At 72.5% G+C, this 23,506-nt stretch carries 24 protein-coding genes and 1 tRNA gene; 10 read left to right on the plus strand and 15 right to left on the minus strand.

Annotation, left to right across the window (positions count from 1 at the left end):
- The first annotated feature begins 133 nt into the window (after nucleotides 1-133).
- Genes J2X26_RS02820 through J2X26_RS02845 form a run of 6 tightly spaced genes read left to right on the plus strand, consistent with a single transcriptional unit; the run spans nucleotide 134 to nucleotide 4,752 of the window.
- On the plus strand, nucleotides 134-1,375 hold the full coding sequence (locus J2X26_RS02820) for a hypothetical protein (RefSeq protein WP_307489648.1): 1,242 nt from the start codon (nucleotides 134-136) through the stop codon (nucleotides 1,373-1,375).
- 49 nt (nucleotides 1,376-1,424) lie between these two features.
- Nucleotides 1,425-2,141, plus strand: coding sequence for a DUF5701 family protein (locus tag J2X26_RS02825; protein ID WP_307489650.1), 717 nt, complete (start codon nucleotides 1,425-1,427; stop codon nucleotides 2,139-2,141).
- A 13-nt stretch (nucleotides 2,142-2,154) separates the two neighbouring features.
- The gene (locus J2X26_RS02830; RefSeq protein WP_307489652.1) at nucleotides 2,155-2,583 is read left to right on the plus strand and encodes a YdeI/OmpD-associated family protein; all 429 of its coding nucleotides are present in this window, start codon (nucleotides 2,155-2,157) and stop codon (nucleotides 2,581-2,583) included.
- Between the two features lie 43 nt (nucleotides 2,584-2,626).
- Nucleotides 2,627-3,187 carry a SigE family RNA polymerase sigma factor gene (locus J2X26_RS02835; protein ID WP_307489653.1) on the plus strand — a complete coding sequence of 187 codons (561 nt, stop codon included), beginning with the start codon at nucleotides 2,627-2,629 and terminating at the stop codon, nucleotides 3,185-3,187.
- Nucleotides 3,184-3,981, plus strand: a complete 798-nt coding sequence (locus J2X26_RS02840; protein ID WP_307489654.1) for a hypothetical protein — start codon at nucleotides 3,184-3,186, stop codon at nucleotides 3,979-3,981. The genes J2X26_RS02835 and J2X26_RS02840 overlap by 4 nt, the downstream gene beginning before the upstream one ends.
- Nucleotides 3,982-4,035: 54 nt before the next feature.
- The gene (locus J2X26_RS02845) at nucleotides 4,036-4,752 is read left to right on the plus strand and encodes a hypothetical protein (protein WP_307489656.1); all 717 of its coding nucleotides are present in this window, start codon (nucleotides 4,036-4,038) and stop codon (nucleotides 4,750-4,752) included.
- A 4-nt stretch (nucleotides 4,753-4,756) separates the two neighbouring features.
- Here the strand turns inward: J2X26_RS02845 and J2X26_RS02850 are convergent, their stop codons facing one another.
- The 3 genes from J2X26_RS02850 to J2X26_RS02860 are packed head-to-tail and all read right to left on the minus strand — an operon-like array spanning nucleotide 4,757 to nucleotide 6,833.
- On the minus strand, nucleotides 4,757-5,056 hold the full coding sequence (locus J2X26_RS02850) for a hypothetical protein (protein ID WP_307489658.1): 300 nt from the start codon (nucleotides 5,054-5,056) through the stop codon (nucleotides 4,757-4,759).
- A gap of 4 nt (nucleotides 5,057-5,060) precedes the next feature.
- Nucleotides 5,061-5,726 carry a LiaF transmembrane domain-containing protein gene (locus J2X26_RS02855; protein ID WP_307489659.1) on the minus strand — a complete coding sequence of 222 codons (666 nt, stop codon included), beginning with the start codon at nucleotides 5,724-5,726 and terminating at the stop codon, nucleotides 5,061-5,063.
- Between the two features lie 33 nt (nucleotides 5,727-5,759).
- Nucleotides 5,760-6,833: an RDD family protein gene (locus J2X26_RS02860; RefSeq protein ID WP_307489660.1), complete on the minus strand. Its 1,074-nt coding sequence runs from the start codon at nucleotides 6,831-6,833 to the stop codon at nucleotides 5,760-5,762.
- 84 nt (nucleotides 6,834-6,917) lie between these two features.
- Between J2X26_RS02860 and J2X26_RS02865 the strand changes: the two genes are divergently transcribed.
- On the plus strand, nucleotides 6,918-8,096 hold the full coding sequence (locus J2X26_RS02865; protein ID WP_307489662.1) for an RtcB family protein: 1,179 nt from the start codon (nucleotides 6,918-6,920) through the stop codon (nucleotides 8,094-8,096).
- A gap of 41 nt (nucleotides 8,097-8,137) precedes the next feature.
- Here J2X26_RS02865 and J2X26_RS02870 read toward each other — a convergent pair whose 3' ends face one another.
- Nucleotides 8,138-11,575, minus strand: a complete 3,438-nt coding sequence (locus tag J2X26_RS02870) for a hypothetical protein (protein WP_307489664.1) — start codon at nucleotides 11,573-11,575, stop codon at nucleotides 8,138-8,140.
- A 181-nt stretch (nucleotides 11,576-11,756) separates the two neighbouring features.
- Between J2X26_RS02870 and J2X26_RS02875 the strand changes: the two genes are divergently transcribed.
- The gene (locus J2X26_RS02875; protein ID WP_307489666.1) at nucleotides 11,757-12,296 is read left to right on the plus strand and encodes a hypothetical protein; all 540 of its coding nucleotides are present in this window, start codon (nucleotides 11,757-11,759) and stop codon (nucleotides 12,294-12,296) included.
- A 12-nt stretch (nucleotides 12,297-12,308) separates the two neighbouring features.
- On the opposite strand, the gene J2X26_RS02880 is transcribed toward J2X26_RS02875, so the two are convergent.
- The gene (locus tag J2X26_RS02880; RefSeq protein ID WP_307489667.1) at nucleotides 12,309-12,953 is read right to left on the minus strand and encodes a DUF4203 domain-containing protein; all 645 of its coding nucleotides are present in this window, start codon (nucleotides 12,951-12,953) and stop codon (nucleotides 12,309-12,311) included.
- A gap of 144 nt (nucleotides 12,954-13,097) precedes the next feature.
- On the opposite strand from J2X26_RS02880, the gene J2X26_RS02885 reads away from it, so the two are divergent.
- The gene (locus J2X26_RS02885; protein WP_307489669.1) at nucleotides 13,098-13,643 is read left to right on the plus strand and encodes a hypothetical protein; all 546 of its coding nucleotides are present in this window, start codon (nucleotides 13,098-13,100) and stop codon (nucleotides 13,641-13,643) included.
- Between the two features lie 74 nt (nucleotides 13,644-13,717).
- Here the strand turns inward: J2X26_RS02885 and J2X26_RS02890 are convergent, their stop codons facing one another.
- The 3 genes from J2X26_RS02890 to J2X26_RS02900 all read right to left on the minus strand — a co-directional run bounded on the left by J2X26_RS02890 (nucleotide 13,718) and on the right by J2X26_RS02900 (nucleotide 16,424).
- The gene (locus J2X26_RS02890; RefSeq protein WP_307489670.1) at nucleotides 13,718-15,067 is read right to left on the minus strand and encodes a permease prefix domain 1-containing protein; all 1,350 of its coding nucleotides are present in this window, start codon (nucleotides 15,065-15,067) and stop codon (nucleotides 13,718-13,720) included.
- Nucleotides 15,067-15,429 (minus strand): PadR family transcriptional regulator, encoded by a 363-nt coding sequence (locus J2X26_RS02895; RefSeq protein WP_307489671.1) that lies wholly within the window; start codon nucleotides 15,427-15,429, stop codon nucleotides 15,067-15,069. Before J2X26_RS02895 ends, J2X26_RS02890 begins: the two co-directional genes overlap by 1 nt.
- Nucleotides 15,430-15,494: 65 nt before the next feature.
- Nucleotides 15,495-16,424, minus strand: a complete 930-nt coding sequence (locus tag J2X26_RS02900) for a helix-turn-helix transcriptional regulator (RefSeq protein ID WP_307489673.1) — start codon at nucleotides 16,422-16,424, stop codon at nucleotides 15,495-15,497.
- A gap of 81 nt (nucleotides 16,425-16,505) precedes the next feature.
- Between J2X26_RS02900 and J2X26_RS02905 the strand changes: the two genes are divergently transcribed.
- The gene (locus tag J2X26_RS02905; protein WP_307489675.1) at nucleotides 16,506-17,468 is read left to right on the plus strand and encodes an alpha/beta fold hydrolase; all 963 of its coding nucleotides are present in this window, start codon (nucleotides 16,506-16,508) and stop codon (nucleotides 17,466-17,468) included.
- 74 nt (nucleotides 17,469-17,542) lie between these two features.
- Here J2X26_RS02905 and J2X26_RS02910 read toward each other — a convergent pair whose 3' ends face one another.
- The 7 genes from J2X26_RS02910 to J2X26_RS02940 all read right to left on the minus strand — a co-directional run bounded on the left by J2X26_RS02910 (nucleotide 17,543) and on the right by J2X26_RS02940 (nucleotide 23,345).
- Nucleotides 17,543-18,052, minus strand: a complete 510-nt coding sequence (locus tag J2X26_RS02910; protein WP_307489677.1) for a SecDF P1 head subdomain-containing protein — start codon at nucleotides 18,050-18,052, stop codon at nucleotides 17,543-17,545.
- Nucleotides 18,053-18,229: 177 nt separating this feature from the next.
- Nucleotides 18,230-18,305 (minus strand) — tRNA-Thr (locus J2X26_RS02915).
- A gap of 33 nt (nucleotides 18,306-18,338) precedes the next feature.
- Nucleotides 18,339-18,830 (minus strand): hypothetical protein, encoded by a 492-nt coding sequence (locus tag J2X26_RS02920; RefSeq protein WP_307489678.1) that lies wholly within the window; start codon nucleotides 18,828-18,830, stop codon nucleotides 18,339-18,341.
- A gap of 43 nt (nucleotides 18,831-18,873) precedes the next feature.
- On the minus strand, nucleotides 18,874-20,454 hold the full coding sequence (locus J2X26_RS02925) for an alpha/beta hydrolase (RefSeq protein WP_307489680.1): 1,581 nt from the start codon (nucleotides 20,452-20,454) through the stop codon (nucleotides 18,874-18,876).
- Nucleotides 20,455-20,545: 91 nt separating this feature from the next.
- Entirely contained in the window at nucleotides 20,546-21,685 is a 1,140-nt protein-coding gene (locus J2X26_RS02930; protein ID WP_307489681.1) for a DNA polymerase III subunit delta', read from the minus strand.
- Nucleotides 21,682-22,308, minus strand: coding sequence for a dTMP kinase (tmk, locus tag J2X26_RS02935; RefSeq protein ID WP_307489683.1), 627 nt, complete (start codon nucleotides 22,306-22,308; stop codon nucleotides 21,682-21,684). Before tmk ends, J2X26_RS02930 begins: the two co-directional genes overlap by 4 nt.
- Nucleotides 22,309-22,337: 29 nt before the next feature.
- Nucleotides 22,338-23,345 (minus strand): Gfo/Idh/MocA family protein, encoded by a 1,008-nt coding sequence (locus J2X26_RS02940; RefSeq protein ID WP_307489685.1) that lies wholly within the window; start codon nucleotides 23,343-23,345, stop codon nucleotides 22,338-22,340.
- Nucleotides 23,346-23,506: the final 161 nt, after the last annotated feature.

The raw sequence follows: 23,506 nt of genomic DNA on the forward strand, positions 1-23,506 counted from the left end.
CCGCCAGCAAGGGTAACCGGCACCCTGCTCGGGCCGCCGGGCGCGGCGACCGCGGCCGGACGCGCCCACCGCCATCCGGTGGAACCGCTCTCCGCTCGCTCAAGGCAACCGGGCCGTGGGTCGATCCGCCCACATGACTGATCTGCGTCCGACGCTGTCCGTTCCCGCGTCCGGCGCCCACGCCACGCCTCCCGGTGTCCGGGCCCTGACGGCCGACGAGCTCGGTCACCTCGACCGCGCACGCGACTACCTCCGGGCCAGCGGCGCCGACCTGACGGACCTCGACGCCGTCGGCGCGCTGCTGCACGCCACGCGGACGCGCTGGGCGGCCGACCCCGACGCGCCGGTCCCGCAGGCCATGGTCATGGCGCTCGGTGTCGGGGTCGGCGACCTGGTCGTCGCCCGCGTCCCCGGCTCCCGGTGGGCACTGCGCACCGCCGGCGCCGCACCCACCCCCGCGGTCGTGTCGCTCTCCGGCGAGGATGCCGCGCTGCCGCTGGCCGACGTGGCGACGCGCTGGCGGACCGGGTGCACCCCCACGTGGGTCGCCGAGTACGTCGCCGCAGCCGCCGCCCACCTGACGTCGCCCGCCGCCCAGGACGTGCCGACCCCGCGAGTTCCGACGCGCACCGCGCCCGACGTTCGCGCCGACGAGCCGACACCGCTGCCCGCCCGGTCCACGTCCGCCGCCCTGCCGACCCGCGCGCCGGCGGTCTCCGAGGCTGCAGAGCCCGCACCGATGCCGTCCCGATCGGCCGCCGCCACGGGACCGGAGGGGTACGTCGCCTCCACGCCGCCGAGCGCGCACGTCGTCGCCCCGGCGCCCGGCCCCCTGAGCTCGGGTCCGGCCCGGCCGGTCCACACGTCTCTCGCGTCCGCGTTCTCCAGGGGCCCGGTCGCCGCTGCACCCCCGCCGCCGCCGGCTCCGGAACCGGAAGCCGCGGCGTACCGCGTCCCGGCCGACCTCCCCCACCCGCCGTCGCGAGCCGCCCAGGACATCGCCCTCGGCGTGCTCGAGCAGGCCCTCGAGATCGCGCTCGCGCCGGAGAGCTCGCTCGCCCCGTTCGCGGTGGTGGACGGCAGCCCCACGCAGAGCGTCGAGCCCCGCCGCTTCGAGGGCGACCCGGCCCGGGCGCTGCAGGAGGCCCGCGCGTGGGTGCGCAGCACGGGAGCGGCACGTGCGGCGGTCGTCTGGTTCGGTCGGTTCTCCGCGCAGGACGGTGACGCCGTGTTCGTCGAGGCGTCGGACGCGGGTGCCCCGAGCCTCGTCGTCGCGCACCTGTACCGCACGGTGACCTACTCCGAGGGCCGGACGCGACCCGCCCGACCCGTCGGGAACCCGCTGGTCCTGGGCCAGGGCGTGCCCCTGCTCTGACCTCGTGGGAACGTGGGGCTGATCCGGACCACCGACCCGGGAGGGCACCATGGGCGTCCCCGTCACCGTCGTCGACCCGCAGCTGCCCACCGTCACCGGGCCGCCGTCGGCCGCCGCGACGGCGTTCGACCCGACGGCCGACGTCCGCGCCGAGCTCGACCGGCAGATCACCGCGTACGTCGAGCTGGGAGTCGCGACGCTGCTCGGTGAGGACCCTGCCGCGTTCCGCGCGCGGCTCGCGCCCCTCGCGGAGGTCGCGACGACCCCGACCGCGCCGCCCGCCGTCGAGGGCGACGACGTGCCGTTCGTGCTCGTGCTCCCCGGCCTCGACCTCAACGACGTCGCCCCGGCGATGCGCCGCGGCACGCGGCTCGGCGTCAGCGTCATCGACCGCGACGAGGCGCCGACCTACCGACCGCTCCCGGGCGTCGAGGTGCCTGCGGTGCCGTACCTGCTGTGGGGTGTCGACACGGGCTCGGAGCTCTGCAACGTCCGCCCGGAGGACGCGCTGGCGACGATCACGGGCCGCGGCCGCACCCCATTGACCATCGACGAGGGGGTGGCGCTCGTCGTCGTGCGTCCCGACATGCTGCGACCGAACAAGTGCTTCTCGCTGCTGGCCTCGCGCACGGGCACCAACCAGCGGGTGCCGGCCGTGTGGATCAGCGAGCGCCGCGCGAAGCTCGGCTGGTGCTGGGACCGCAACCCGCACACCTGGCTCGGTGCCGCGTCGGCGGCCGACCGGCTCGTGCGCGCCGACGCGTGACTAGGGTGCGTCCATGCGTTTTCGCAGCACGATCCAGCTGAGCGGGAAGTCCGCGACGGGCATCCCCGTCCCCCCGGAGGCGGTCGCGGCGATGGGCCGCGGGGCACGCTTCCCCGTCGTCGTGACCATCAACGGCCACTCGTACCGGAGCACGGTGACGCCGTACCGCGGCGAGACGATGCTGCCGCTGAGCGCGGAGAACCGGGTGGCCGCCGGGGTCGAGGCCGGCCAGGAGGTCGACGTCGACATCGAGCACGACGACGCCCCGCGGACGGTCGAGGTCCCCGACGACCTCGCGGCAGCCCTGTCCGGTCCGGCCCGCGCCGCGTTCGACGCGTTGTCGTTCAGCCGCCAGCGCGCGATCGTCGAGCCCATCGAGGCCGCGAAGACGCCGGAGACCCGCGAGCGCCGGATCGCGAAGGCCGCCGCCGAGCTCAGCTAGCCGGCCGGCTCAACCTTTCGGCATCCCGAACCGTGTACTGGTCATGAGCACTGTCACGACGCGGGGCGAGCCGGAGGACGTTCCCGTCCTCTCGGCGCCCGCGGACCGTGACGAGGAGTTCGCCGCGTTCATGGCGACGGCGACCCCGGCTCTCGCGCGCACGGCGTGGCTGCTGTGCGGTGACGAGCACCGGGCGGAGGAGCTGGTGCAGCGCGCGCTCATGAACACCTACCTGGCCTGGCCGCGAGCGCGTCAGCGCGACCCGCTGGCCTACGCGCGCCGCACCCTGGCCAACCTCCGCATCGACACGTGGCGCCGGCACCGCCGAGAGGTGCTGACCTCGCCGACCGACCTGCCGGAGGGCAGCAGGGAGGCACCCGCCGCGCAGCACGCCGACCGCGACCAGCTGGTCCGGGCGCTGGCCACGCTCACGGCTCGGCAGCGGCGCATCGTCGTGCTGCGCCACCTGGAGGGCATGTCGGAGCGGGAGGTCGCCGACGACCTCGGTGTCTCGCTGGGCACCGTGAAGTCCACGGCGTCGCGGGGTCTCGCGCAGCTGCGGTCGGTGCTCGGCGACACCACGACGGGAAGGAGGACCTCATGAGCGAGGACTTCTCCCGTGCTCTGCGCGAGCGCGTCGACGCGCTCCAGCCGCGGATCGACGTCGACACGTCGCACGTGATCAGCGGTGCGCGCCGCCGTCGGACCCTTCGCCGCAGTGCCGTGACGACCGTCGTGCTCACCGCCGTCGTGGTGCTCGTCGTCGCGCTCTCCGCGCAGCCGTGGACGAGCTGGACGAGCACGCCGCCGGCGGCGACACCCACGGTGCCGACCGAGCTGGTCGCACCCGAGGGGACGTACTGGCACACCGTCTGGGAGATCGAGACCGACGGGGTCGTCACCGGCCGGACGGAGCTGTGGACAGCGCGGACTGGCGACGGGCTGATCGTGCCCGACGGTGACCTGACGCGGGCCGAGCCTCAGGCCACGTTCGGTCTGTCGGTCCGCATCGACGGCACCGCGACGACACTGACCTGGGACCGGCTGGACGAGATCCCGGCGGACCCGGCGGCACTGGACGCGTTCGCACGCGCGGCCTTCCTGGACGATGCAGGCGACCCCGACACGGCGGTGCTCGCCCTGCTGGTCAACATCGTCCGCTCACCCGTGTCGCAGGACGTACGGACCGCCGCCTGGACGGTCGCCTCCGGCCTCCCCGGGTCGATCGTGACCACCGGTGCCACCGGCTCGCGCGGTCAGGCCGGCACGCTGCTGGAACGCGACGGCAGCACGTACCTGTTCGACCCGACCAGCGGCCTGCTGCTGGAGTACACGGCGCTCGACGCCCGGATCATCTACCTCGAGCAGGACGTGACCCACACGCTCCCCACGGGCTGATCCGCGTCCACCTCTCGACGGGCGGCGACGGCTGACCGCCACTAGCGTCCCGGGATGCACAGACTCGTCGTCGCGGCCCTGGTCGCCGCGGTCCTCGCACTCGCCACCGGGTGCTCGTCATGGCCCTTCGACCCGAACCCGCGCCCGGACGACGGCGTCGTCGAGCAGCCGGAGGACGACCGCGAGGAGCCGGTCACGGTCGATCGCGGGGCAGCGGACGATGCGTCGCTCTCGCTGACGGGCCACGCCGCGTCGATCACGGTCAGCACGGACGCCGCGGCGGGCGACCTGCTCGAGGTCCGCGCGACCGATCCGGACTCCCGGCCGGCGGCGGAGCAGTCCGACGACACGCACGTGGTCGCCCTGGACGGCGGCGCCGTGGTCGTCCGGCTGGCCGATGACGCCGCGTGGACGGTCGACCTGAGCGCGGGCGCCGACGCCGTGGACGCCGACCTGGGCGCCACGAGAGTCGCCGGCATCGTGCTCGACGGCGGAGCGCGGAGCATCGAGCTGACGCTGCCGGACCCGGACGGGAACGTGCCGGTCGACCAGCGCGCCGGCGCGGACCACTTGGTGATCCACCTGCCGGACGGCACCGGTGCGCGGGTGACGGTCACGTCCGGGGCGGGCAGCACACAGATCGACGGAGAGACCACCCAGGGGATCGGCGCCGGCACGGTCCTGACCACCGACGGCTTCGACGAGGCCGACGACCACTACGAGATCACGGTCGCAGGCGGCCTGGGGAGCCTCACGATCGACCGGACGTGACGGCTCAGGACTGAGCGCGGACCGGGTACCAGCGCGAGCCGAACCGGCGGGTCACGCTGCGTCCGCTGATGTCGGCGAGCTCGTCGAGCCGTGCCAGCACCGCCCAGCCGACGCGGCGCGCGGTCTGGTCGTCGTCGGCCTGGAACCGCACGGTGATGCGCGCCTGACCGCGCACGACGGCGACGTCGTGGGCCTCGACGGTCGTCATGGCCTCGGCGACGGCGACGGCCTGCGGCAGCACGTCGGGCGCGGCGACACCCGGCTGCAGCAGGCCGATCGCGGCGGCGACCCGGTAGGAGGGCATCGCGTCAGCTCTTGATCTCGGCCCCGCCCATGATGGCGGTCACGTGCACGATCAGCTCCGGCGCACCGTCCTGGATCGGGAGGGAGGTCTTGTCGTCCCAGCCGCCCAGCAGCGGAAGGCCGCTCACCCGCACCCGCCAGGTCGGGGGGACCTTGACCTCGACACCACCCCACAGGGCGAAGATCGCGATCTCCGCCCTGTCGACGATGTCGGCCTCGCGCAGGTCGACCTCGATGCCGCCCATGATGGCCGTGAGGCTGCCGCCCTTGAACTGCCGCGAGCGCGTCTTGCGCTGCGACCCCCACCAGAAGACGGTCGAGTTGATCGTGTCGTCCTCGCCGGACCGGGTGCCGAAGCTGGTGATCAGCGACAGCCCGACCAGGATGATCGCGACGGGCCAGAGGATCTCCCACAGGTTCACGTCGAGGATGTCGAGGGTCTGCAGCAGGAAGAACACGCCGACGGCGATGATCACGGTCGGGCCGAGCCACGCCCGCGGGACGGTGACCAGCGCGGCGAGGCCGACACCGATCACGATCAGCGGCCACCAGTCGGCGATCAGGTCACCCAGGCTCAGGGTGATGACGTCGAGCTGGATCAGCAGCGCGATCACCCCGATCGCGACGATGACCGCACCGAGGAACACCTGCACGGGAGGGCGACGATCCATGGGCGTCACCGTAGCGGGGAGCGCTGACGCAGGTCAGCCCCAGCTCGCGGGCGGCACTGCGGCGGCGTCCCAGTCCGCGCTGTCGACGGAGCAGGACCCGACGACCTCGCCGCCGACGACCAGCCGGGTCTGCGCGGTCCACCCCGGCCCGGCCTCGCGGAGGTCGCTCGCGGGCACGGATGCGGGGTCGAAGACGGCGGCACCGGACAGGTCGGCGGTCGTGGTCACGTCCTGCGTGATCTCGATCGTCGACCCGTCGGCCCGCGTCAGCGTGGTCTCGACCAGCGCGTCGGGCGCCCCGCCCGGCGTCGTCCACGTCCACGTGATGCTCAGGTCCTTGTCGACGTCCTCGTCGGTCACCCGGCTGATCCACAGCCGGCTCTCCTGCGTCGTCCCGCCCCGGCGCACGACGTCCGCGTAGGCGGTCCGGGTGACCAGCGTCCGGTCGTCGGCACACGGCACCGGGTTCTCCCACTGTCCGCCCCAGGAGCTCGACGCCGTGGAGAACCCGACGCCGAGCACGCAGACGGCGACGGCCGCGACGCTGACCGCGGTCGAGCCGACCGCCGACGGCCCGCGCCGGAACCGGGCGAACCACGGGTGCGCCGGAGGCTCGCGTGTCTGGATGGCCTGGGTCCCGACGATCGAGTCGGCGAAGGTCTGCTTGCGGGCGTTCCACAGCGGCCGCAGGTACCCGATGAGGAAGATCGCGTCGATCAGGTGCGCGACCACCCGAAGGCCGGATGCGAAGAACCCGGCGGGCACCCCGTCGGAGACCCGGACGACCGCGACCCCGGCCACGCGCTTCCCCGGGGTGGCGCCGGTCCAGCCCTGCAGGGCGACCATCGCGAGGAAGATCCCGACGAGCAACCCGCTCGCGAGCCACGCAGCCGGGCTGTGGATCAGGCCGTCCCGCTCCGACGGGCCCAGGACGGCGCCGGGCGTCAGCGTGGGAGCCACCACGCCTGAGCCGAGCAGGAGCCAGGTCGCCCCGCCGAGGATCGCGTCGTCGAGCAGGGCTGCGACCACGCGACGGGACCAGGAGGCGAGCGGTGGGCTGTCCACGAGCATCGTGAGGTCCGGGGGCAGCACCGCCGTATCGGTCACTGGCGCATCGTGGCAGGTCGGACGGCCGCGCGTCCCGAGATTCACGGAGACGTCGACAGCGAACCCGTGTCAGGCTCCCGCCTCATGACACGCGAGCACCTCAGCCCGCGGCTGATCAGCTGGGCATCGATCCTCGAGGAGAACACCCGGGCCCAGGCAGTCGCGACCTCCACCCTGCCCTTCATCTACCCGCACCTGGCCCTCATGCCCGACGCCCACCTGGGCAAGGGCGCGACGGTCGGCAGCGTCATCCCGACGCTGGGCGCGATCATCCCCGCCGCCGTCGGCGTGGACATCGGCTGCGGCATGATCGCCGTCCGCACGCAGTGGACGTCGGAGCAGGTGCGCGGTCGGGGGTCGCTGGCGACGCTGCGGCAGGCCATCGAGAAGGCGGTCCCGCTGTCGGCGGGTGGCGTGAACCAGCGCCTCACGACGACGGCCGCGGCTCGTGTCGAGACGCTGGAGACCGCCGCGGCGGCTGCCGGGTTCGACCCGGGTGCCGACGCGGCACGCTGGCGGCTGCAGCTGGGCTCGCTCGGGTCCGGGAACCACTTCATCGAGGTCACGGTCGACGAGACCGACACGGTGTGGCTGTTCCTGCACTCGGGGAGCCGCGGCGTCGGCAACCGGATCGCGCAGCGCCACATCAAGGTCGCGGCGGAGCTCTGCCGGAAGTGGTGGATCTCGCTGCCCGACCGCGACCTGGCATACCTGGTGGAGGACACCGACGAGTTCTGGGCGTACATCCGCGAGCTGCGGTGGGCCCAGGACTACGCCCTGCTCAACCGCGAGGAGATGATGGACCGCGTCGTCGACGCCATCTCCGAGCACATGGGTGAGCCGGTCGCCGAGGCCGAGCGCGTCAACTGCCACCACAACTTCACCGAGCAGGAGACGCACTTCGGCAAGAAGGTGTGGGTGTCCCGCAAGGGCGCGATCAAGGCCGGCGTCGGCGACGCCGGGCTGATCCCGGGGTCGATGGGCACCGCGTCGTACGTGGTGACGGGCAAGGGCGACGCGCTGTCGCTGAGCTCGTCGCCGCACGGTGCCGGCCGCAACCACTCGCGGTCCGCCGCGCGTCGGCTGTTCACGCACGAGCAGCTGCGCGAGGCCATGACCGGCATCGAGTACCGCGACACGGATGCGTTCATCGACGAGATCCCGGCGGCGTACAAGGACATCGACCAGGTCATGGCCGACGCCGCCGACCTGGTCGAGGTCCGCCACGTCCTGCACCAGATCGTCAACGTGAAGGGCGACTGACGACGACGGCCCGGATCCCCCCGGATCCGGGCCGTCGCACGTCAGCGGGTGGGAACCTGGACCTCCACGCGGACGACGTCGCCCGTGCGCCGGAACAGCCGCTCGCTGACCTCGGCGTCGAGCGCGCCGTCGACACCCTCGACGCGCGTGCCGTCGGCAAGGTGCGCGACGACGGTCGGCGTCGCACCGGGTCCGTCGACCCGCCGGTAGACGACCGGCACCTGGCAGAACGTGAACGCGAGCGACCCTGCCGGGAGGGCGAGGCTCTGCTCCTGCTGGGCGACGTCGTGGAACGTGAACGCCGTCGGGGTGGTGGTCCACTCGTCGGAACGCAGGAGCACGGGCCGCACGACGACGCGCCCGCCCTCGACCCGCAGCCCCAGCTCGCCGAGCCGGGTCAGGATCTCCTCCTTGACCTGGCCGGTCATGCCGGGCTGCCGGGCGCCCTTGCCGGCCGGGGTGTGCGAGTACGGGTCGACGGGGAACGCGCCGTAGACGTCGGGGGTCTTGCAGTAGCCGAGCCCGAGCCGGACGTCCTCGTAGGCGTCGGCGAGGCCAGCGACGACGTCCGCGTCGGCGCCCTCGGCGACCGCGCGCTCGTGGTTCTCCTGCACCGCGAGCAGCAGCTTGGACACCATGTGCCAGTAGATGCTGCCCAGTCCCTCGTACGCGAAGAACGACCCCGACCGGCCGGTGAACTCGGCGTGCCGGAACACCTGCTCGAACACGTCGAGCACGGCGCGGCGGCCGTCGGCGACACCGGGGACGTTCGCCGCGTCGAGAGCCGCGTCGAGGTCGCGCGCATTGTGCAGGCCGGGCGCGAACCGGTGGTCGCCGCGCACGTCGCGCAGCACGATCGACGTGTCACCGGCCGCGACGAGCGACGCCAGCAGCGGCGCGGACGCGGACTGCTCCGCGGTGATCAGGTTGCGCGCCAGGAAGGTCGGCAGCTCGCGGTCGGGGTAGAGCTGGTAGGAGTGCTGGTCCGCCCGGTACAGCGCGCTGCGACGCAGGGCCCGGACGAGCTCGAGGGCCTCCGCGGGGGTCAGCAGGCCCGACGACAGCATCGCGACCTGACCCTCGAGCATCTCCTGCAGACGACCGACGGCCGCCCCGTCGCGCAGGTCCAGCAGGTTGTACGAGTGGTAGAGACCGTCCTCGCGACGGTTGGCCCGCAGCGCGGCGTCGACGTAGACCTGCGCGGCCGCGACGAAGGCCTGCACCGCCGACACCTCCGTGCGCTCGCCGCTGAACCCGGCGTACACGCGCGTCCGGTAGGCGGTGCCCGCCGCTCCGAGGGCGTCCATGACGGACCGCCGGCGCTGGTCGTCGAACCCGGTGGCCGCCCGATCGAGATGCGCGTCGAGCGCCGCGTGCACGTCGGTCAGCAGGCTCGCGAGCTCGCTGGTCACCGTGAGGTCGTCGGACAGCAGGTCCGTGGCCAGGGTCAGGGCGCGGCGCAGGTAGGCGAGGGTCACGACGGACATGCCCTTGCCGACCAGCGCGTTGTTCGCGTCGTTCCACTCGGGGCGCTGGGTGTTCATCCAGATGCCGCCGTCGGGAACCAGGTTCACGACCTTCGCCAGGATGGTCAGCAGCAGCTTCTCGCCGAGCGACACGCGCACGAGCTCGCCGTCGGGCCCGTGGACCAGCCGCCCGTCCGCGCCCTCGGTCACGACGCGCCGCTCGACACGCGATGCCGCCTCGGTGTCGAACGTGATCGTCGCGATCGGCTCGACGACCGTCTCGTCGTACGTCGCGATGCGGTACGGCACGTCGGCGTGCGTGAAGACGGCCCGGTCGACGAGCGCCTCCAGACGACCGGGGTGGAACCGGCGCGACGCCTCCAGGAGCTTGACCAGGTAGATCACCTGGTGGTCGCTCCAGTAGCCGATGTTCGCCCACGGGTTCGACGGCTCGGGCACCTCCCAGTCGATGCCGGAGCGCGAGATGCGGTACGGGTTGTAGCCGTCGGCCGTCGTCGCGTCGAGGAACACCGCGACCATCGACTCGACGTACTCCGGGAACGACCAGGCCAGCGCCTCCCAGTTCTGGAAGATGTCCCGCCAGTTGCCCTGGAAGTCGACGCGCGGCTCACCGCGCTCGTCGGTCAGGGCGATCGTGAACTTGTTCCAGGGGCGGCTCGGGTCGCCGTGCCGACGGCTGAACGTCAGCGGCATGTACTCACGGACGAGCCGCAGCAGGTCGGGGTCGCCGGACGCGTCGGCCCGCTCGACGAGGTCGTCGAGCTGCTCGGTCACGGCGACCGCGTCGAACCACGCGCCGCTGCGCGCCGCGGTCCGGGGGCTGCGCTGACCGACGAAGGCACGCAGGTCGGCCGTGCGGACGGCGTACCCGTCGACGAGGACGCCGCCGCGCATGACGTTGAACAGCACGTTCGCGCGGTGGTGCGCGGTGGCGAGCTCGTCGCCCGTGACCTGTGCGGCGTCGGCGGTCCCGACGAGGCGGTCGAGGTGTGCACGCGTCGCCTCGATGTCCGCGGCGAGCGCCGCGGCGGCCGCGGCGGGGTCGGCGAGCAGGGTCTGCAGGCGCACGACGTCGGCGGCGTCCTGGTCCACGTCGGCGACGACGCTCCACCGGCGGAGCTCGCCCGGCGCGAGCCGGAGGTGCGCGTGAACCAGGTAGGCGCCCTTCTCGCCGCGGACCTCCTGCTCCGCGACGACGGGGCGGCCGGTCGCGAACGTGGTGACCTGGCGGACGGAGAGCAGGTGGTCGACGACCTCGAGGCCGACCTGCCAGGCGACGGTCGTCGAGAGCGACTCGCTCGGGTCGGCCTTGTCGGTGAGCGTCGAGTTCAGGTAGACGAGGCCGAGCCCTGTCGCGGCGTCGACCTCGGCACGCTTGTACGCGTCGAGCAGGCTGCTGAGCTCGCCCTGGGTCTGCACGGTGACGCCGGCAGGCAGCAGGTCGACGAACCCGTCGAGGACCTCGACCCGGACGTGGCGGTCGGTCGTCGAGGCGACCTCGACCTCGCGCACGACCCCGTACCGGGCGGCGGTGCGCCACGACACGCGCACGCGCAGACCCAGGTCCGTCCGGCTCTCCTCGAACACGAGCGTCGTGCCGAGCGGGTCCTTGTAGAGGTTGCGCTCGACGTCCGGGTCGCCCGGCCGGCGCGGTGCGAACGGCTGCCAGAACACGGTGCCGTCGACCGTGGCGACGCGCAGGAGCGTGAGCCCGCCGGTCCGGCCGGCACCCGCGGCGACCTTGTCCTCGGTGGCGTAGGGGAACAGCGCGCGGTCGGCCTCCTCGCGCCCCGCGGTGACGCCCCCGGTGCTGGAGATGAACAGCCACAGGTCGCTCGCACCGACGAGCGTCATGAAGAACGCCGGCAGGTCGTCGTAGGACGTGATCCGGTAGAAGCGTCGTCCGTCGAGGTCGACGAGTCCGTCGAGCCCTGCGACCTGCTCGACGCTCTGCTCGTCCGCGGGTGCGGCCGTGAAAGTCTGCGACGCCATTGCCGATGTCCTTCGTTCGCGCGCTCTGCAAGCAGTCCGGGGCGGACACGAGGGCCGCGTCGGTGCGGCCGTGGGTGCGCTCCCATACATTGACACGTGTCACCGATGAACGCAAAGACCTTCATGCGGCGGCGCTTCCTGAAGTCTCGCGCACGACGGGGGGAGAGAGCACGATGCGCCGATGGGAACGACGAGCACGTCGCGGGATCGCTGGCTGCGCTACGGCGCGGTGGTCGCGTTCGGCATCGGCTTCGGCTACGTCGAGGCGGCGGTGGTCCACTACCTGCGCCTGGCACTGGGCTCAGAGCTCGTCTATGACGCTCCCGTGCGACGCGTCTACCTCGACCTGGGCGCGATCCGGTTCGTCGACCCCGTGAACCCGATGCTCATCGAGCCGGAGCTGGCTCGCGCCGAGACCGTGCGGGAAGCCGCGACCATCCTCATGCTCGCTGCCGTCGCGGTGCTGGCTGGACGCCGGTTCTGGCACGGCGTGGCCGCATTCTTCATCGCGTTCACCGTCTGGGACCTCACGTACTACCTCTTCTTGCGGATCCTGACGGGATGGCCGACGAGCCTGGCGGACACCGACGTGTTCTTCCTGATCCCCGTGCCGTGGCTGGGGCCTGTGGCCACGGCCGTGGTCGCGTCGACGGTCGTGCTCGCGATCTCGTCGTGGTGGTACCTGCGACCGGCGGCGTGGGAGATCCGGTCCGCCGGCTGATCGGGCTGCCGGTCAGCGGGCCTGGGCGTTGGCGTACCAGGCCTCGTTGATGCTCCGGCGCACCGCGACCCTCTGCCGGGTCTGGGCGACGAAGCCGATCAGCGCCAGCACCAGGAGCAGCGCGAACCAGCCCCAGCTCGCGTCGAGGGCGCTGCTGAAGCTGCCGTCCGCGAGATCCGCGGAGTTCAGGGTGCCCACCAGCAGCATCACGCCCCCGACGACGGCGACAGCGCCGGCGAGGGAGCTGGCCACCGCGAGGACGATCATCGGCATGTTCCCGACGACCGACACGATGCCGAAGATCGCGCCGACGACCACGCCCAGGAGGACCGCGACCCAGCTCCAGTCGATCCCCAGGGCGACGATCAGGCCGGCCCCGATCGCGTAGCCGAACGCCGCCATGGCGAGGATCACCGCCACCGCGAAGTAGAGGTAGGCGAGCACCGCGAAGATCACGGCGAAGACGAACCCCGACACCCAGCCGAGCGCCGTGCCGAGGAAGCTCTCGTTCGCGAGCTCGGCGAACAGCCCCGCGCCGAACGCGAACCCGGCGAAGAACCCCCAGATGGGGAGGACGAGCCGCAGGACGAACTGCCCCGCGAAGAGCATCACGCCCCCGGCGACGATCGCGAGGATGCCCAACAGGATGTCTGCCATGCCTGCAATGTAGGACTTGTCGCCCTCGATCCGGGCCGCGACACGAAAGAGCCTCGATGACGGCCTCCCAGGCTGCAGCGCAGGCAGTGGAGCGGATAGCGTCCGGGTGCCAGATTCCACAGCATCGTCCACCAGGAGAACCGCATGGCACACAGCGACCCGAACGGCCCCGACTCGAGCGGCGCCGGATCGTCGATGCCCGTCGCACCGCAGTACCAGCCTCAGCCGGTCGCCGCTGCGTCGGTCGAGCGGCCGTCGACCGTGACGCGGGCGGTGCAGCTCATGTACGTCGGTGCTGCGCTGAGCCTGCTCGGCATCGTCGTCACGTGGGCAACGAAGAGCCAGCTGAGCGACCAGATCGAGGCGTCGAGCCCGACCCTGACACCGGACCAGGTGGAGTCCGCGGTGACGATCTCGCTGTGGGCCGGGATCGTCGTCGGCCTGGTCGCCGTGGGCCTGTGGCTGTGGATGGCCGCCGCGAACGGTGCCGGCAAGTCGTGGGCCCGGGTCGTCGCCACGGTTCTGGGCGCGCTCAGTGTCCTGAGCACGCTCTTCAGCCTCACGAGCGGGACGGGCGTCACGATCGCGATGCAGCTGCTGTCGCTCGTGCTGGCCGTCGCGATCCTCGTGCTGCTGTGGCGTCCGGCGTCCTCGGCGTACTACCAGGCGCGGTCCGCACAGCGGGTCTGACGTCCGCGGCGGCGCCGCAGCCCGGTAGGTCGTCGCCGGCCGGGCTGCGGCTCGTCTGTCCGCGCGGCAGCGCGTCAGGCGAAGTCGAACAGCGGCGGGAACACGATCACGATGATCGCGGCCCAGGCGGCGTAGATCGGCAGGTACCGCGTCTGCCAGCGCTCGAGCTCCGAGAACGTGCCGTGACCACGCAGGAACCGGGCGCTCCGCCACGCCGAGACCCCGAGGTGCACGAGCAGCAGCAGGTTCAGACCGAGCGCGGCGATCTTGTTGGGGCTCGTGCCGAACTCCGCGATCCGCGTGAGCATCGCGGTCAGCATCACGACGTCGACCGCGAGGGCCACCCCCACCAGGACGAGCTGGAGCCAGTCGGCGAGCGCGGGCGGTGCGAGCGGGTCGCGGGCCGAGATCGAGTAGAGGAGCAGCGCCAGGACCAGCACGAGGATCGCGTCCATCAGGATGAGCAGGTCGCGGTTCACCTCGACGAGGCCCCCGGAGGCGATCAGCGCCACGAGGACGGCCACGAGCATGACGATGGTCAGCGGCGTGAAGATCCGGGTCAGCACGGGCGCGATGTTCTCGACGACGTCCTGCTTGGCCTCGACGAGCCACGCGGCGACGATGAGGGCGCCCGGGACGGCGAACGGCATCACCCACTCCGTGATCACCATCTCGGGGTCCACGCCGACGAGCTGGAGCACCCCGGCGGTGAGGCCGAGGAGGACCCCGCCTCCCAGCGCGAGCAGCGTGTAGTAGATGGCGAGCTCGCCCGTGAACCGCACGAAGTCCATGCGTCGGCCGTCGGAGCGCCACGACTCGGCGACGTACGCCAGCCCGACCAGCAGCCACAGGACGACGGGTGCGTGGATGATCGCCAGCACCTCGGTCGACCCCTCGGGGACGAACGGGTACACGTTGAGGACGACGGCGAGCACGACGAACGGCACGACGATCGACGCCACGGTCCGGACACCGACCTGGCGCTTCCACCCGAGGTACGCGGCGAGGAACGGCACCACGAGGAGGCCGATGTTGCGCGCGAGCGCGGCCTCGTCGTCGAACCAGGCGAAGCCGAGCCGGACCGCGACGCCCGCACCGACCGCGAGCGCGATCACGACCGCGAGCTCGCGCCACCGCGGTGCCGGCGAGCCGGTGGAGTCGTCGGGGACGAGCGCGAGCTGCTTCCACAGCCGGTCCGAGTGCTCCCGGGCGTACTCGCGGGAGACGGCGTCCAGGTTGCCCAGCCGCTTGATCGCGACGAGGAACGCCTCGTCGTCGTCGAGCCCGGTCGCGCGCAGGTCGGTCACCTGGCCCCGCAGGTGGTCCTCGAGCTCGTCGACGTCGGCCGACGAGATGACCTGGCGTCGGTGCACGTAGCCGCGCCACGTGTCGATCTGGGCCTCGAGCTCGTCGTCGTGCGTCATCACGCCCACACCTCCACGACGGTCGCGGGCCGCGGTGCTGACTCCCACACCTGCCGGAGCGCGTCCGCGACGACGTCCCACTGCGCCCGCCGTTCGGCGAGCGTCGCCCGGCCCGTCGCGGTGATCGCGTAGTGCTTGCGGCGTCGGCCGGCCTCGGACGTGCCCCAGGACGACGAGACGTGGCCGAGCCGTTCGAGCCGGTGCAGGAGCGGGTAGAGCATGCCGTCCGTCCACTGCATGCGCCCGCCGGAGAGCTCGCCGACGCGCTTGAGGATCGCGTACCCGTAGAGGTCGCCGTCCGCGAGGATCCCCAGCACGAGCGGTGTCGCCGAGGCGGCGACCAGGTCCTTGTCGATGCGCAACGACGTCTCCTCTACCTTGATGTGCTAGGTATCAAACCCTAGCGCCTCTAGGTATGGCAAAACGATCACCCGTACCGCTCTGCGAGCGCGTTGCCGATCGAGGCCAGGTGGCCCCGCACACCCGGAGGGTCGGTCACCTCGATCCACTCGACCAGCCCGGCGAGCTCACCGGCGAGCACGTACTCGTCGTTGCCGCGGATCACGACCTCGATGCGGCCGTCGGTCGTCGAACCTCCCACCTCGAGCCGAACGCCGAACCCCATCCGGAGCAGACCTATGCCGTGGGGCACGCACAGCGCCTGGGCCTCGAGGGGCGTCCGCTTGCGGTCGACCTCGTCGGAGATCTCGCGCCAGCTCTCGGCGAGGTCGAAGTCCTCGGGTCGGTCCACGGGGTCGTCGGTCGGGCCGACGGACGACACCCGGTCGATCCGGAAGGTCCGCCGGCCGGCCTCGGTGGTGGAGACGAGGTACCACGACGGACCTTTGGCGACGATGCCCAGCGGGTGGACTGTCCTCTCGGTCTCGGCGCCTGCGCGGTCGACGTAGCCGAGCCGCACCTGGACGCCGCGGATCACCGCGTCCTGGAGCTCGTCGAGGAAGCGCGGCGGCCGGGGCTCAACCCGGCTCGACCCCCACTGCTGCGGGTCATTGACCAACGAGGACGCTGCCGCCTCGGCCTGCACCCGGAAGGGCTCCGGCAGGGCGCGGACGAGCTTGCGCAGAGCCGCCTTCACGGCCGGCGTCGCAGCCGAGGCCGGGCCGGCAACCAGGAACAGGGCGCGGGCCTCGCTCGCGGTCAGCCCGGACAGGTCGGTGCGGGCGCCGCCCAGGAGGCGCCAGCCGCCGCCTCGGCCCTGCGTCGAGTACACGGGCACGCCGGCCATGGCCAGGGCGTCGAGGTCGCGGCGGGCGGTGCGCTCGGAGACCTCCAGCTCTCGGGAGACCTCTGCCGCAGTCACCTGCTCGCGCTGTTGCAGCAACAGGAGGAGGGCCATCAGCCGGTCGGCTCGCATCCCGCCAAACTCCCACAGAAAACCGGTCACGAGGTGACCGGTTTCGGTCAGCACGATGGCGGCATGACCTCACAGACGAGTCCGACCACCCACGATCTGACCGACTTCCCCGAGCCCACCCTCATCTCCGTCAACGGTGTGGAGCTCGAAGTCTTCGAAGCAGGCCGTCCCGGAAGGCCGATCGTGCTCTGTCACGGCTGGCCGGAGCACGCCTACTCCTGGCGCTTCCAGGTGCCCGCCCTGGTCGCAGCCGGCTACCACGTCATCGTCCCCAACCAACGGGGATACGGGAACTCGTCCCGTCCCACCGAGGTGACGGCGTACGACATCGAGCACCTGTCCGGTGATCTCGTCGCGCTCCTCGACCACTACGGGTACGACGACGCCACGTTCATCGGGCACGACTGGGGCGCCATGGTGGTCTGGGGCCTGACCTTGATGCACCCGGACCGCGTGAGCAGGGTGATCAACCTGAGCCTGCCCTACCAGGAGCGCGGGCCGGTGCCTTGGATCGAATTCATGGAGATGGTGCTCGGCGGCGACTTCTACTTCGTCCACTTCAACCGGCAGCCCGGCGTCGCCGACGCCGTGTTCGACGAGAACGCGTCCCGGTTCCTGCGCAACCTGTACCGGAAGAACGAGCCTCCCGTGGAGCCGGCGCCGGGCATGGCGATGATCAACCTCGCCCGGGCGGAGACGCCGCGCGGGGAGCCCGTCATGAGCGACGACGAGCTGGCCGTGTTCGTCTCCGCCTTCGAGTCGTCGGGGTTCACCGGCAGCGTCAACTGGTACCGGAACCTGGACCGCAACTGGCACCTGCTGGCGGACGCGGACCCGATCATCCAGCAGCCCACCCTCATGATCTACGGCGACCGGGATCCGGTCGCGAGGTCGGAGAACCTGGCGGCGTTCGTGCCCCGGGTCGACGTGGTCACCCTGGACAGCGGTCACTGGATCCAGCAGGAGAAGCCGGAGGAGACGACCCGAGCGATCCTCACGTGGCTCAGCCAGCGGGATGCCGTGTAGGGAGCCGATGACGAAGGCCTCGCGCCATCGCTGGTCACGGGGCCCTCGTGGTGGCGCCGCCCAGCAGCCCGCCGTCAGGATGTCGCCGACGCCCCCAACAACGCCGCGACCCGGTCCGCATCGGATGCCGTCCCGAACCCGAAGGCGAACGTGCCCGTGGTGATGGGGGCCTGGACCGTGGCGGCAGACAGGACCTTGCCGTCGAGGAGGAGCGCCAGCTCCTCGCCGATCGCCTTGCCCGTCACATCCGCGAGCGTCCTGGCGTCGGCCTCGTCGAACGCGACGACGACGGCCCGCCCTGCGCCCTCGCTCTCACGCACGACGGAGGCGGGCGTCACGACACCCAGCGACTCAGCCAGTTCGTAGGTCGTGGTGCCCTCCACGTCGCAGGTCGTCCCAGGGCCATCTGCCGACAGGGGTGGGGCGCTGCAGGGTCCGGCGTCTGACGACGTCACGAGACGCAGCTGCAGCGGCGGTGCGGTCGAACCGCCGTGACTATCGGCGCTGTCGGCTCCGGCGCACCCGGCGACAACCGACGCGACGAAGACCAGAACGGCAAGACGGGCGGTCGACCAGGTGCGCACCTGGTCACAGTAGGTACTGCACTGGGGCGCTGAGGCCGGTTTGCCGACACCGTCATCGGGAGCGCGCTCTGCTCACGGCTCATCTCGTCCAGCGAGGTTCGCGCGCAGCTCCCTAGCGTGCGCGGCCGGGAACGACGATGCGGCCCCACCCCGAGAGGTGAAGCCGCAGGTCAGGTGTGGAGCCGCCTAAGAGAATCGAACTCTTGACCTTCTCATTACGAGTGAGACGCTCTGCCGACTGAGCTAAGGCGGCGTCGTCGGGATCCATGGACCCCGGCGAGCCCGCTTACTGTACCTGGCCGACCCCCGGCGCTCCAAAGCGAGGGCTGCACGCGACCACCGCAGCGGTGAGGGCCACGACGTCCTCGGCGATCGCAGCCTGCCAGTCCGGCACTCGACCGACCGCCCAGGCCCGCCACGCCGCTCCCCCGTAGGCCCCCGCGAGCCCGCCTACCGCACCCGTGACGGCGGGCAGAACGGGGTTCGACTGTGCGCGTACGGCGAGCATCGTCGCCCCGATCGCGCCGGACGTGGCTCGGACCAGGGCTCCGCCGTGCTCCAGCCGGCTCGGTGCGGTCGGGAGCTTGTCGCCGATGATCTCGCCGACGACACCCAGCGCCGCAGCGGCACGGACGAGGGGCGGGCGACCGCCGGTGAGCGTCGGACCGGCCGGGCCGAGGGAGGCGCGCGCCCCGGCCGCCCAGCCGAGCAGCAAGGAGCGCATCAGCAGTGCGGCGCCGGCGCGGGTGCGGGCCTCGTCGCGAAAGAGAGCTGTCATCGGGCCACCGTCGCCCGCCGAGGTGGTCGCGGCAACCCGAGGCTCAGCAGCGGGTGCCCTCCGCGGGGACGGCCCCGGTGAGCAGGTAGGCGTCGACGGTGTCGGCGATGCAGGCGTTCGAGGAGCCGTACGCGGTGTGCCCCTCACCCTCGTAGGTCAGGAGGACGGCCGACGACAGGGTGGCTGCCAGCTGCTCGGCCCATCGGTACGGGGTCGCCGGGTCGTTCGTGGTGCCGACGACCAGGATCGGTGCGGCGCCCTCGGCGGCGTAGGAGTCGAGGCCGCCGACCTCGGGGACGGGCCACTGGGCGCACACGGTGCCGCCGTAGCCGAAGAAGTACCCGACCGTGGGGGCTGCCGCCTGGATCTGGGCTGCCTCGGCGCGCATCGCGTCGAAGTCCGCAGAGGCGCGGCTGTCGAGGCAGTTGATCGCGTAGAACGCGACGAGCGAGTTGGTGCTGTACGTCCCGTCGGGCTGGCGGTCCGAGTACTGGTCGGCCAGCTGCAGCAGGATCGAGCCATCGTTGTTGTCGATCGCAGCGGTCAGTGCCTGCGTCAGGAGCGGCCAGTACGACTGCGCGTACAGCGGGAGCGCGATCCCGTAGAACGCGAGCGACCGGGTCAGCGCGCGGTCCGTGCCGGTGGGCAGGGGGTTGGCCTCCGCCCGCTCGAACAGCTCGCTGATCTGCGCGAGCCCGTCCTCGACCGACCCGTCGAGCGGGCAGCGCGCGCCGGCCTGGCAGTCGGTGATGTAGGCGCGCAGGGCGTTCTCGAAGCCGACGGCCTGGCCCTCCGACGCCTCGGTGGACGTCAGGTCGGGCGGGAGGGCTCCGTCGAGGACGAGGCGGCCGACCTTGTCGGGGAAGAGCGACGCGTAGGTGGCGCCGAGCGCGGTGCCGTAGGAGAAGCCCAGGTAGGTGAGCGTCTCGTCGCCGAGCACCGCGCGCAGGACGTCGAGGTCGCGCGCCGCGCTGACCGTGTCGACGTGGCCGAGCGGCTCTCCCGTGTTCTGCTCGCACGCGGCGCCGAGCTCGCCGTAGAGGTCCATGACCTCCTGGATCCCCGCGTCGGTGGAGTAGTCGGGGTCGTAGGCGATGAGCGCGTCCAGGCCGGGTCCGTCGACGCACTCGACGGGGCTGGAGCGCTGCACGCCGCGCGGGTCGAAGCCGACCAGGTCGAACTGCCGCGTGATGTCGGCGCTGACCATCCCGGCGACCTGGCTGACGAAGTCGACGCCGGACGCTCCGGGGCCGCCGCGGTTGAGCAGGAGGGAGCCGATGGGCTCGCCACCCGTGGCCCTGGCGCGGGCGAGCGCGATCCCGATCGACGGTCCCGTGGGGTCCGCGTAGTCCAGCGGCACCTGCGCGGTGGCGCACTCACCCTGCTCGCACGCGGTCCACTCGAGCTGCTGCCCGTAGTAGCCGGCGAGGTCGCCCGTCACCCCCGCGGTCGGCGCGTCGGAGGTCTCCCCGGGGAGCGGGCCGGCGGCCTGGTTCTTGGGGGACACGCACCCGGCGAGGAGCACGACGACGACCAGGGCGGCCGACACGAGTGCGACGGTGAGGCGGTGCCGCGGGTCACGCGCGACGCTCGAGGGCGCGACGAGGCGGGCGGAGGGCGGCATGCGCACACGGTAACCGTCGATGCTGAGCGGCTGGCTTCGCGTCCGCCGGATGCGCCGGACTGTCACCCGATCTGCACAGTCCGGTCGGCGACTACCCCTGCGGGCGCAGCGCCACGGCCATCGCCTCGACCGCGAGCAGCGGCGCGACGTTCCCCGACAGGCGGGTGCGGGCCTGGCCGACCGCGTCCATCCGGCGCAGGGTCTGCTCGGCGGTGCTCGACCCGGCGAGGGTGCGCACCGACTGCTCGTGCTCGACGTTGACCAGCTCGACGCCGGCGCCCAGCTGCACGACGAGCACGTCGCGGTAGAGCGACAGGAGGTCCACCATCGCGCGGTCCAGCACGTCACGCTGCGCCCGGGTGGCCCGGCGCTTCTGGTCCTCCTCGAGCTGACGGACCTGCGTGCGCAGCGTCGGCGGCAGGGTCGCGGCACCCTCGGCACCCATGGACCGCAGCAGCTCCGACTTCTCCTCGGCGTCCCGCTGCTCCGTCGCGGCCTTGGCGTCCGCCTGCGCGGTCTCGACGAGCTCGCCGGCGGCCAGCACGGCGTCACCGACCCCGCGGATCTTCGCCGCGATGCCCAGCACCGCGGACCGCCGGGCGCGCGCCTCGGGGTCCCGGGCGAGCCGACGGGCGATCCCGACGTGGCTCTGCGCCGCGCGGGCCGCGACCGCCGCGACCTGGGGATCTATGCCGTCCCGCGACACCAGCAGGGCGGCCACGGCGTCGACGGGCGGCACGCGCAGCGCCACGGAGCGGCTGCGGGAGCGGATGGTGACCAGGACGTCCTGCGGGCTCGGCGCGCACAGCACCCAGACCGTCCGCCCGGCCGGCTCCTCGATGGCCTTGAGGAGCGAGTTGCCGCTGGTGTCGTTCAGGCGGTCGGCGTCCTCGATGATGATGACCCGGTGCCGCCCCTGCGACGGTGACCGCTGGGCCAGCTCCACCAGCGGCCGGGCCGTCTCGGCGCGGATGAAGACGCCCTCGGTGGCGACGACCGTGACGTCCGGGTGCAGCCCCCGCAGGGTCGTCGTGCAGTCGTGGCAGACGCCGCAGCCGCCGGTCGCGCACTGCAGCGCCGCGGCGAACGCCCGGGCCGCGTTGGACCGCCCGGATCCCGGCGGACCGGTGAGCAGCCACGCGTGGGTCATCGCCGCGGGGTCCTCGACCGCGTGCCGCAGCACCTCGACCGCGGGCTCCTGGCCGACGACGTCGTCCCAGACGCTGGTCACGCCGCCACCCCGAGGATCGTGGCGACGCGCGAACGGATCTCCGAGGCCAGCTCGTCGACGGGCCGCGTCGCGTCGAGCACGAGCCAGCGGCCCGGCTCGGCCTCCGCGCGTCCGAGGAACGCCTCGCGGGTGCGCCGGTGGAACTCGTCGCCGGCACGCTCCAGCCGGTCCGGGTCCCCCGTCAGCCGCGCCTTGCCCGCGACGGGGTCGAGGTCGAGCAGCACCGTCAGCGCCGGGAGCAGACCGTCGACGGCCCACAGGGAGAGGCGTTCGACCTCGTCGGCCCCGAGGTCCCGCCCGCTGCCCTGGTAGGCCACCGACGAGTCGAGGTAGCGGTCGGTGACGACCACCGCGCCGCGGGCGAGCGCCGGGCGGACCAGCGAGGCCACGTGGTGCGCGCGGTCGGTGGCGTAGAGCAGCGCCTCGGTCCGGGCGTCGACGTGGTCGCCGTGCAGGACCGCGTCGCGCAGCAGCAACCCGAGCTCGGTGCCGCCGGGCTCGCGCGTCAGGACGACCTCGCGGCCCAGGCCGGTCAGCCAGTCGCCGAGGAGACGCGCCTGCGTCGACTTGCCGGCGCCGTCGCCACCCTCGAACGAGAGGAACAGGCCAGGGAGCGTCGTCACGTGCGTCAGGGTAGCCGCCGGGTCCGACGTCACTCGCCCGGGTACGTCACGCCGATCAGCGACCGGATGGTGTCCATCGTCCGCAGCACCTCGAGGGTGTTGTCCCACGTCATCCGCGGGCTCTGCGTGGCGCCCTCGGCCACCCGGCGGGCGACCTCCGCGGCCTCGTACTGCAGGCCCTTGGTACCCGGCTGGTTGAACTCCCAGACCCGGCCGTCGAGCCGCTGCACGTGGAACGAGGACGGTGCGTAGAAGCTGCCCTTGACCACGATGTTGCCCTCGGTGCCCGAGATGAGCGCCATCGTCGGGGTCTTGGCCCACATCGTCGTCGACAGGGTGGCCTGCGCCCGGTCCCCGTAGGACAGGACCATCGAGATCTGACCGTCGACGCCCGTCGTGGTCAGCTGCCCGACCGCCTGCACGGCATCGGGGACACCGAGGAAGTCGTGGGCGAACGAGACGGGGTACACGCCCAGGTCCAGCAGGGCGCCGCCGGCCAGCGCCGGGTCGAACAGCCGGCTCTTCGGGTCGAACGTGAACGCCTGGCCGTGGTCGGCGGACAGGTTGATGATCTCGCCGATCTCCCCGGCGTCGATCACCTGGTGCAGCGCGTAGACGTGCGGCAGGAACCGCGTCCACATCGCCTCCATGACGAACACCCCGGCGGCGCGCGCGGCGGCGAAGACCTCCTCGGCCTCCCCCGCGTTGCGGGTGAACGCCTTCTCGACGAGCACGTGCTTGCCGGCCTTGATCGCCAGCAGCGCCTGCTCCTTGTGCTCGGAGTGCGGCGTCGCGATGTAGACGGCGTCCACCTGCGGGTCCTCGACCAGCTCGCGGTAGCCCACGTGCGTGGTCGGGATGTGGTGCGCCGTGGCGAACCTCTGCGCGCGGTCGCGGTTGCGCGAGCCGACGGCGACCAGCTGCGCGCGGGTGTGCGCGTTCACGGCCGCCGCGAACGTCGCGGCGATGTTGCCGGCGCCGAGGATGCCCCAGCGGATCGGCGGAGCGGAGCGGGGGTCTTCAGCGCGATCAGCCATGAGCGACAACCTAGCGCGCGACGTCCGGCCGGTCCGACCTGTCCGGCCGTCGTCAGCTCGCACGAGATCGGCACTTTGCGACGAGATCGGCAGTTGCAGCTGACGATCTCGTCGCAGACTGCCGATCTCGCGGGCCGGGAGGGGGCGTTGACGGTGCCGCG

Origin of the sequence: Cellulomonas humilata (assembly GCF_030814415.1) — a bacterium.
Lineage (GTDB): Bacteria > Actinomycetota > Actinomycetes > Actinomycetales > Cellulomonadaceae > Cellulomonas > Cellulomonas humilata_A.

Coding starts and splice junctions, on each gene's coding strand:
- J2X26_RS02820 (WP_307489648.1), top strand. CDS start 134: ATGACTGATCTGCGTCCGACGCTGTCCGTTCCCGCGTCCGGCGCCCAC.
- J2X26_RS02825 (WP_307489650.1), top strand. CDS start 1,425: ATGGGCGTCCCCGTCACCGTCGTCGACCCGCAGCTGCCCACCGTCACC.
- J2X26_RS02830 (WP_307489652.1), top strand. CDS start 2,155: ATGCGTTTTCGCAGCACGATCCAGCTGAGCGGGAAGTCCGCGACGGGC.
- J2X26_RS02835 (WP_307489653.1), top strand. CDS start 2,627: ATGAGCACTGTCACGACGCGGGGCGAGCCGGAGGACGTTCCCGTCCTC.
- J2X26_RS02840 (WP_307489654.1), top strand. CDS start 3,184: ATGAGCGAGGACTTCTCCCGTGCTCTGCGCGAGCGCGTCGACGCGCTC.
- J2X26_RS02845 (WP_307489656.1), top strand. CDS start 4,036: ATGCACAGACTCGTCGTCGCGGCCCTGGTCGCCGCGGTCCTCGCACTC.
- J2X26_RS02850 (WP_307489658.1), bottom strand. CDS start 5,056: ATGCCCTCCTACCGGGTCGCCGCCGCGATCGGCCTGCTGCAGCCGGGT.
- J2X26_RS02855 (WP_307489659.1), bottom strand. CDS start 5,726: ATGGATCGTCGCCCTCCCGTGCAGGTGTTCCTCGGTGCGGTCATCGTC.
- J2X26_RS02865 (WP_307489662.1), top strand. CDS start 6,918: ATGACACGCGAGCACCTCAGCCCGCGGCTGATCAGCTGGGCATCGATC.
- J2X26_RS02870 (WP_307489664.1), bottom strand. CDS start 11,575: ATGGCGTCGCAGACTTTCACGGCCGCACCCGCGGACGAGCAGAGCGTC.
- J2X26_RS02875 (WP_307489666.1), top strand. CDS start 11,757: ATGGGAACGACGAGCACGTCGCGGGATCGCTGGCTGCGCTACGGCGCG.
- J2X26_RS02880 (WP_307489667.1), bottom strand. CDS start 12,953: ATGGCAGACATCCTGTTGGGCATCCTCGCGATCGTCGCCGGGGGCGTG.
- J2X26_RS02885 (WP_307489669.1), top strand. CDS start 13,098: ATGGCACACAGCGACCCGAACGGCCCCGACTCGAGCGGCGCCGGATCG.
- J2X26_RS02890 (WP_307489670.1), bottom strand. CDS start 15,067: ATGACGCACGACGACGAGCTCGAGGCCCAGATCGACACGTGGCGCGGC.
- J2X26_RS02900 (WP_307489673.1), bottom strand. CDS start 16,424: ATGGCCCTCCTCCTGTTGCTGCAACAGCGCGAGCAGGTGACTGCGGCA.
- J2X26_RS02905 (WP_307489675.1), top strand. CDS start 16,506: ATGACCTCACAGACGAGTCCGACCACCCACGATCTGACCGACTTCCCC.
- J2X26_RS02920 (WP_307489678.1), bottom strand. CDS start 18,830: ATGACAGCTCTCTTTCGCGACGAGGCCCGCACCCGCGCCGGCGCCGCA.
- J2X26_RS02925 (WP_307489680.1), bottom strand. CDS start 20,454: ATGCCGCCCTCCGCCCGCCTCGTCGCGCCCTCGAGCGTCGCGCGTGAC.
- J2X26_RS02940 (WP_307489685.1), bottom strand. CDS start 23,345: ATGGCTGATCGCGCTGAAGACCCCCGCTCCGCTCCGCCGATCCGCTGG.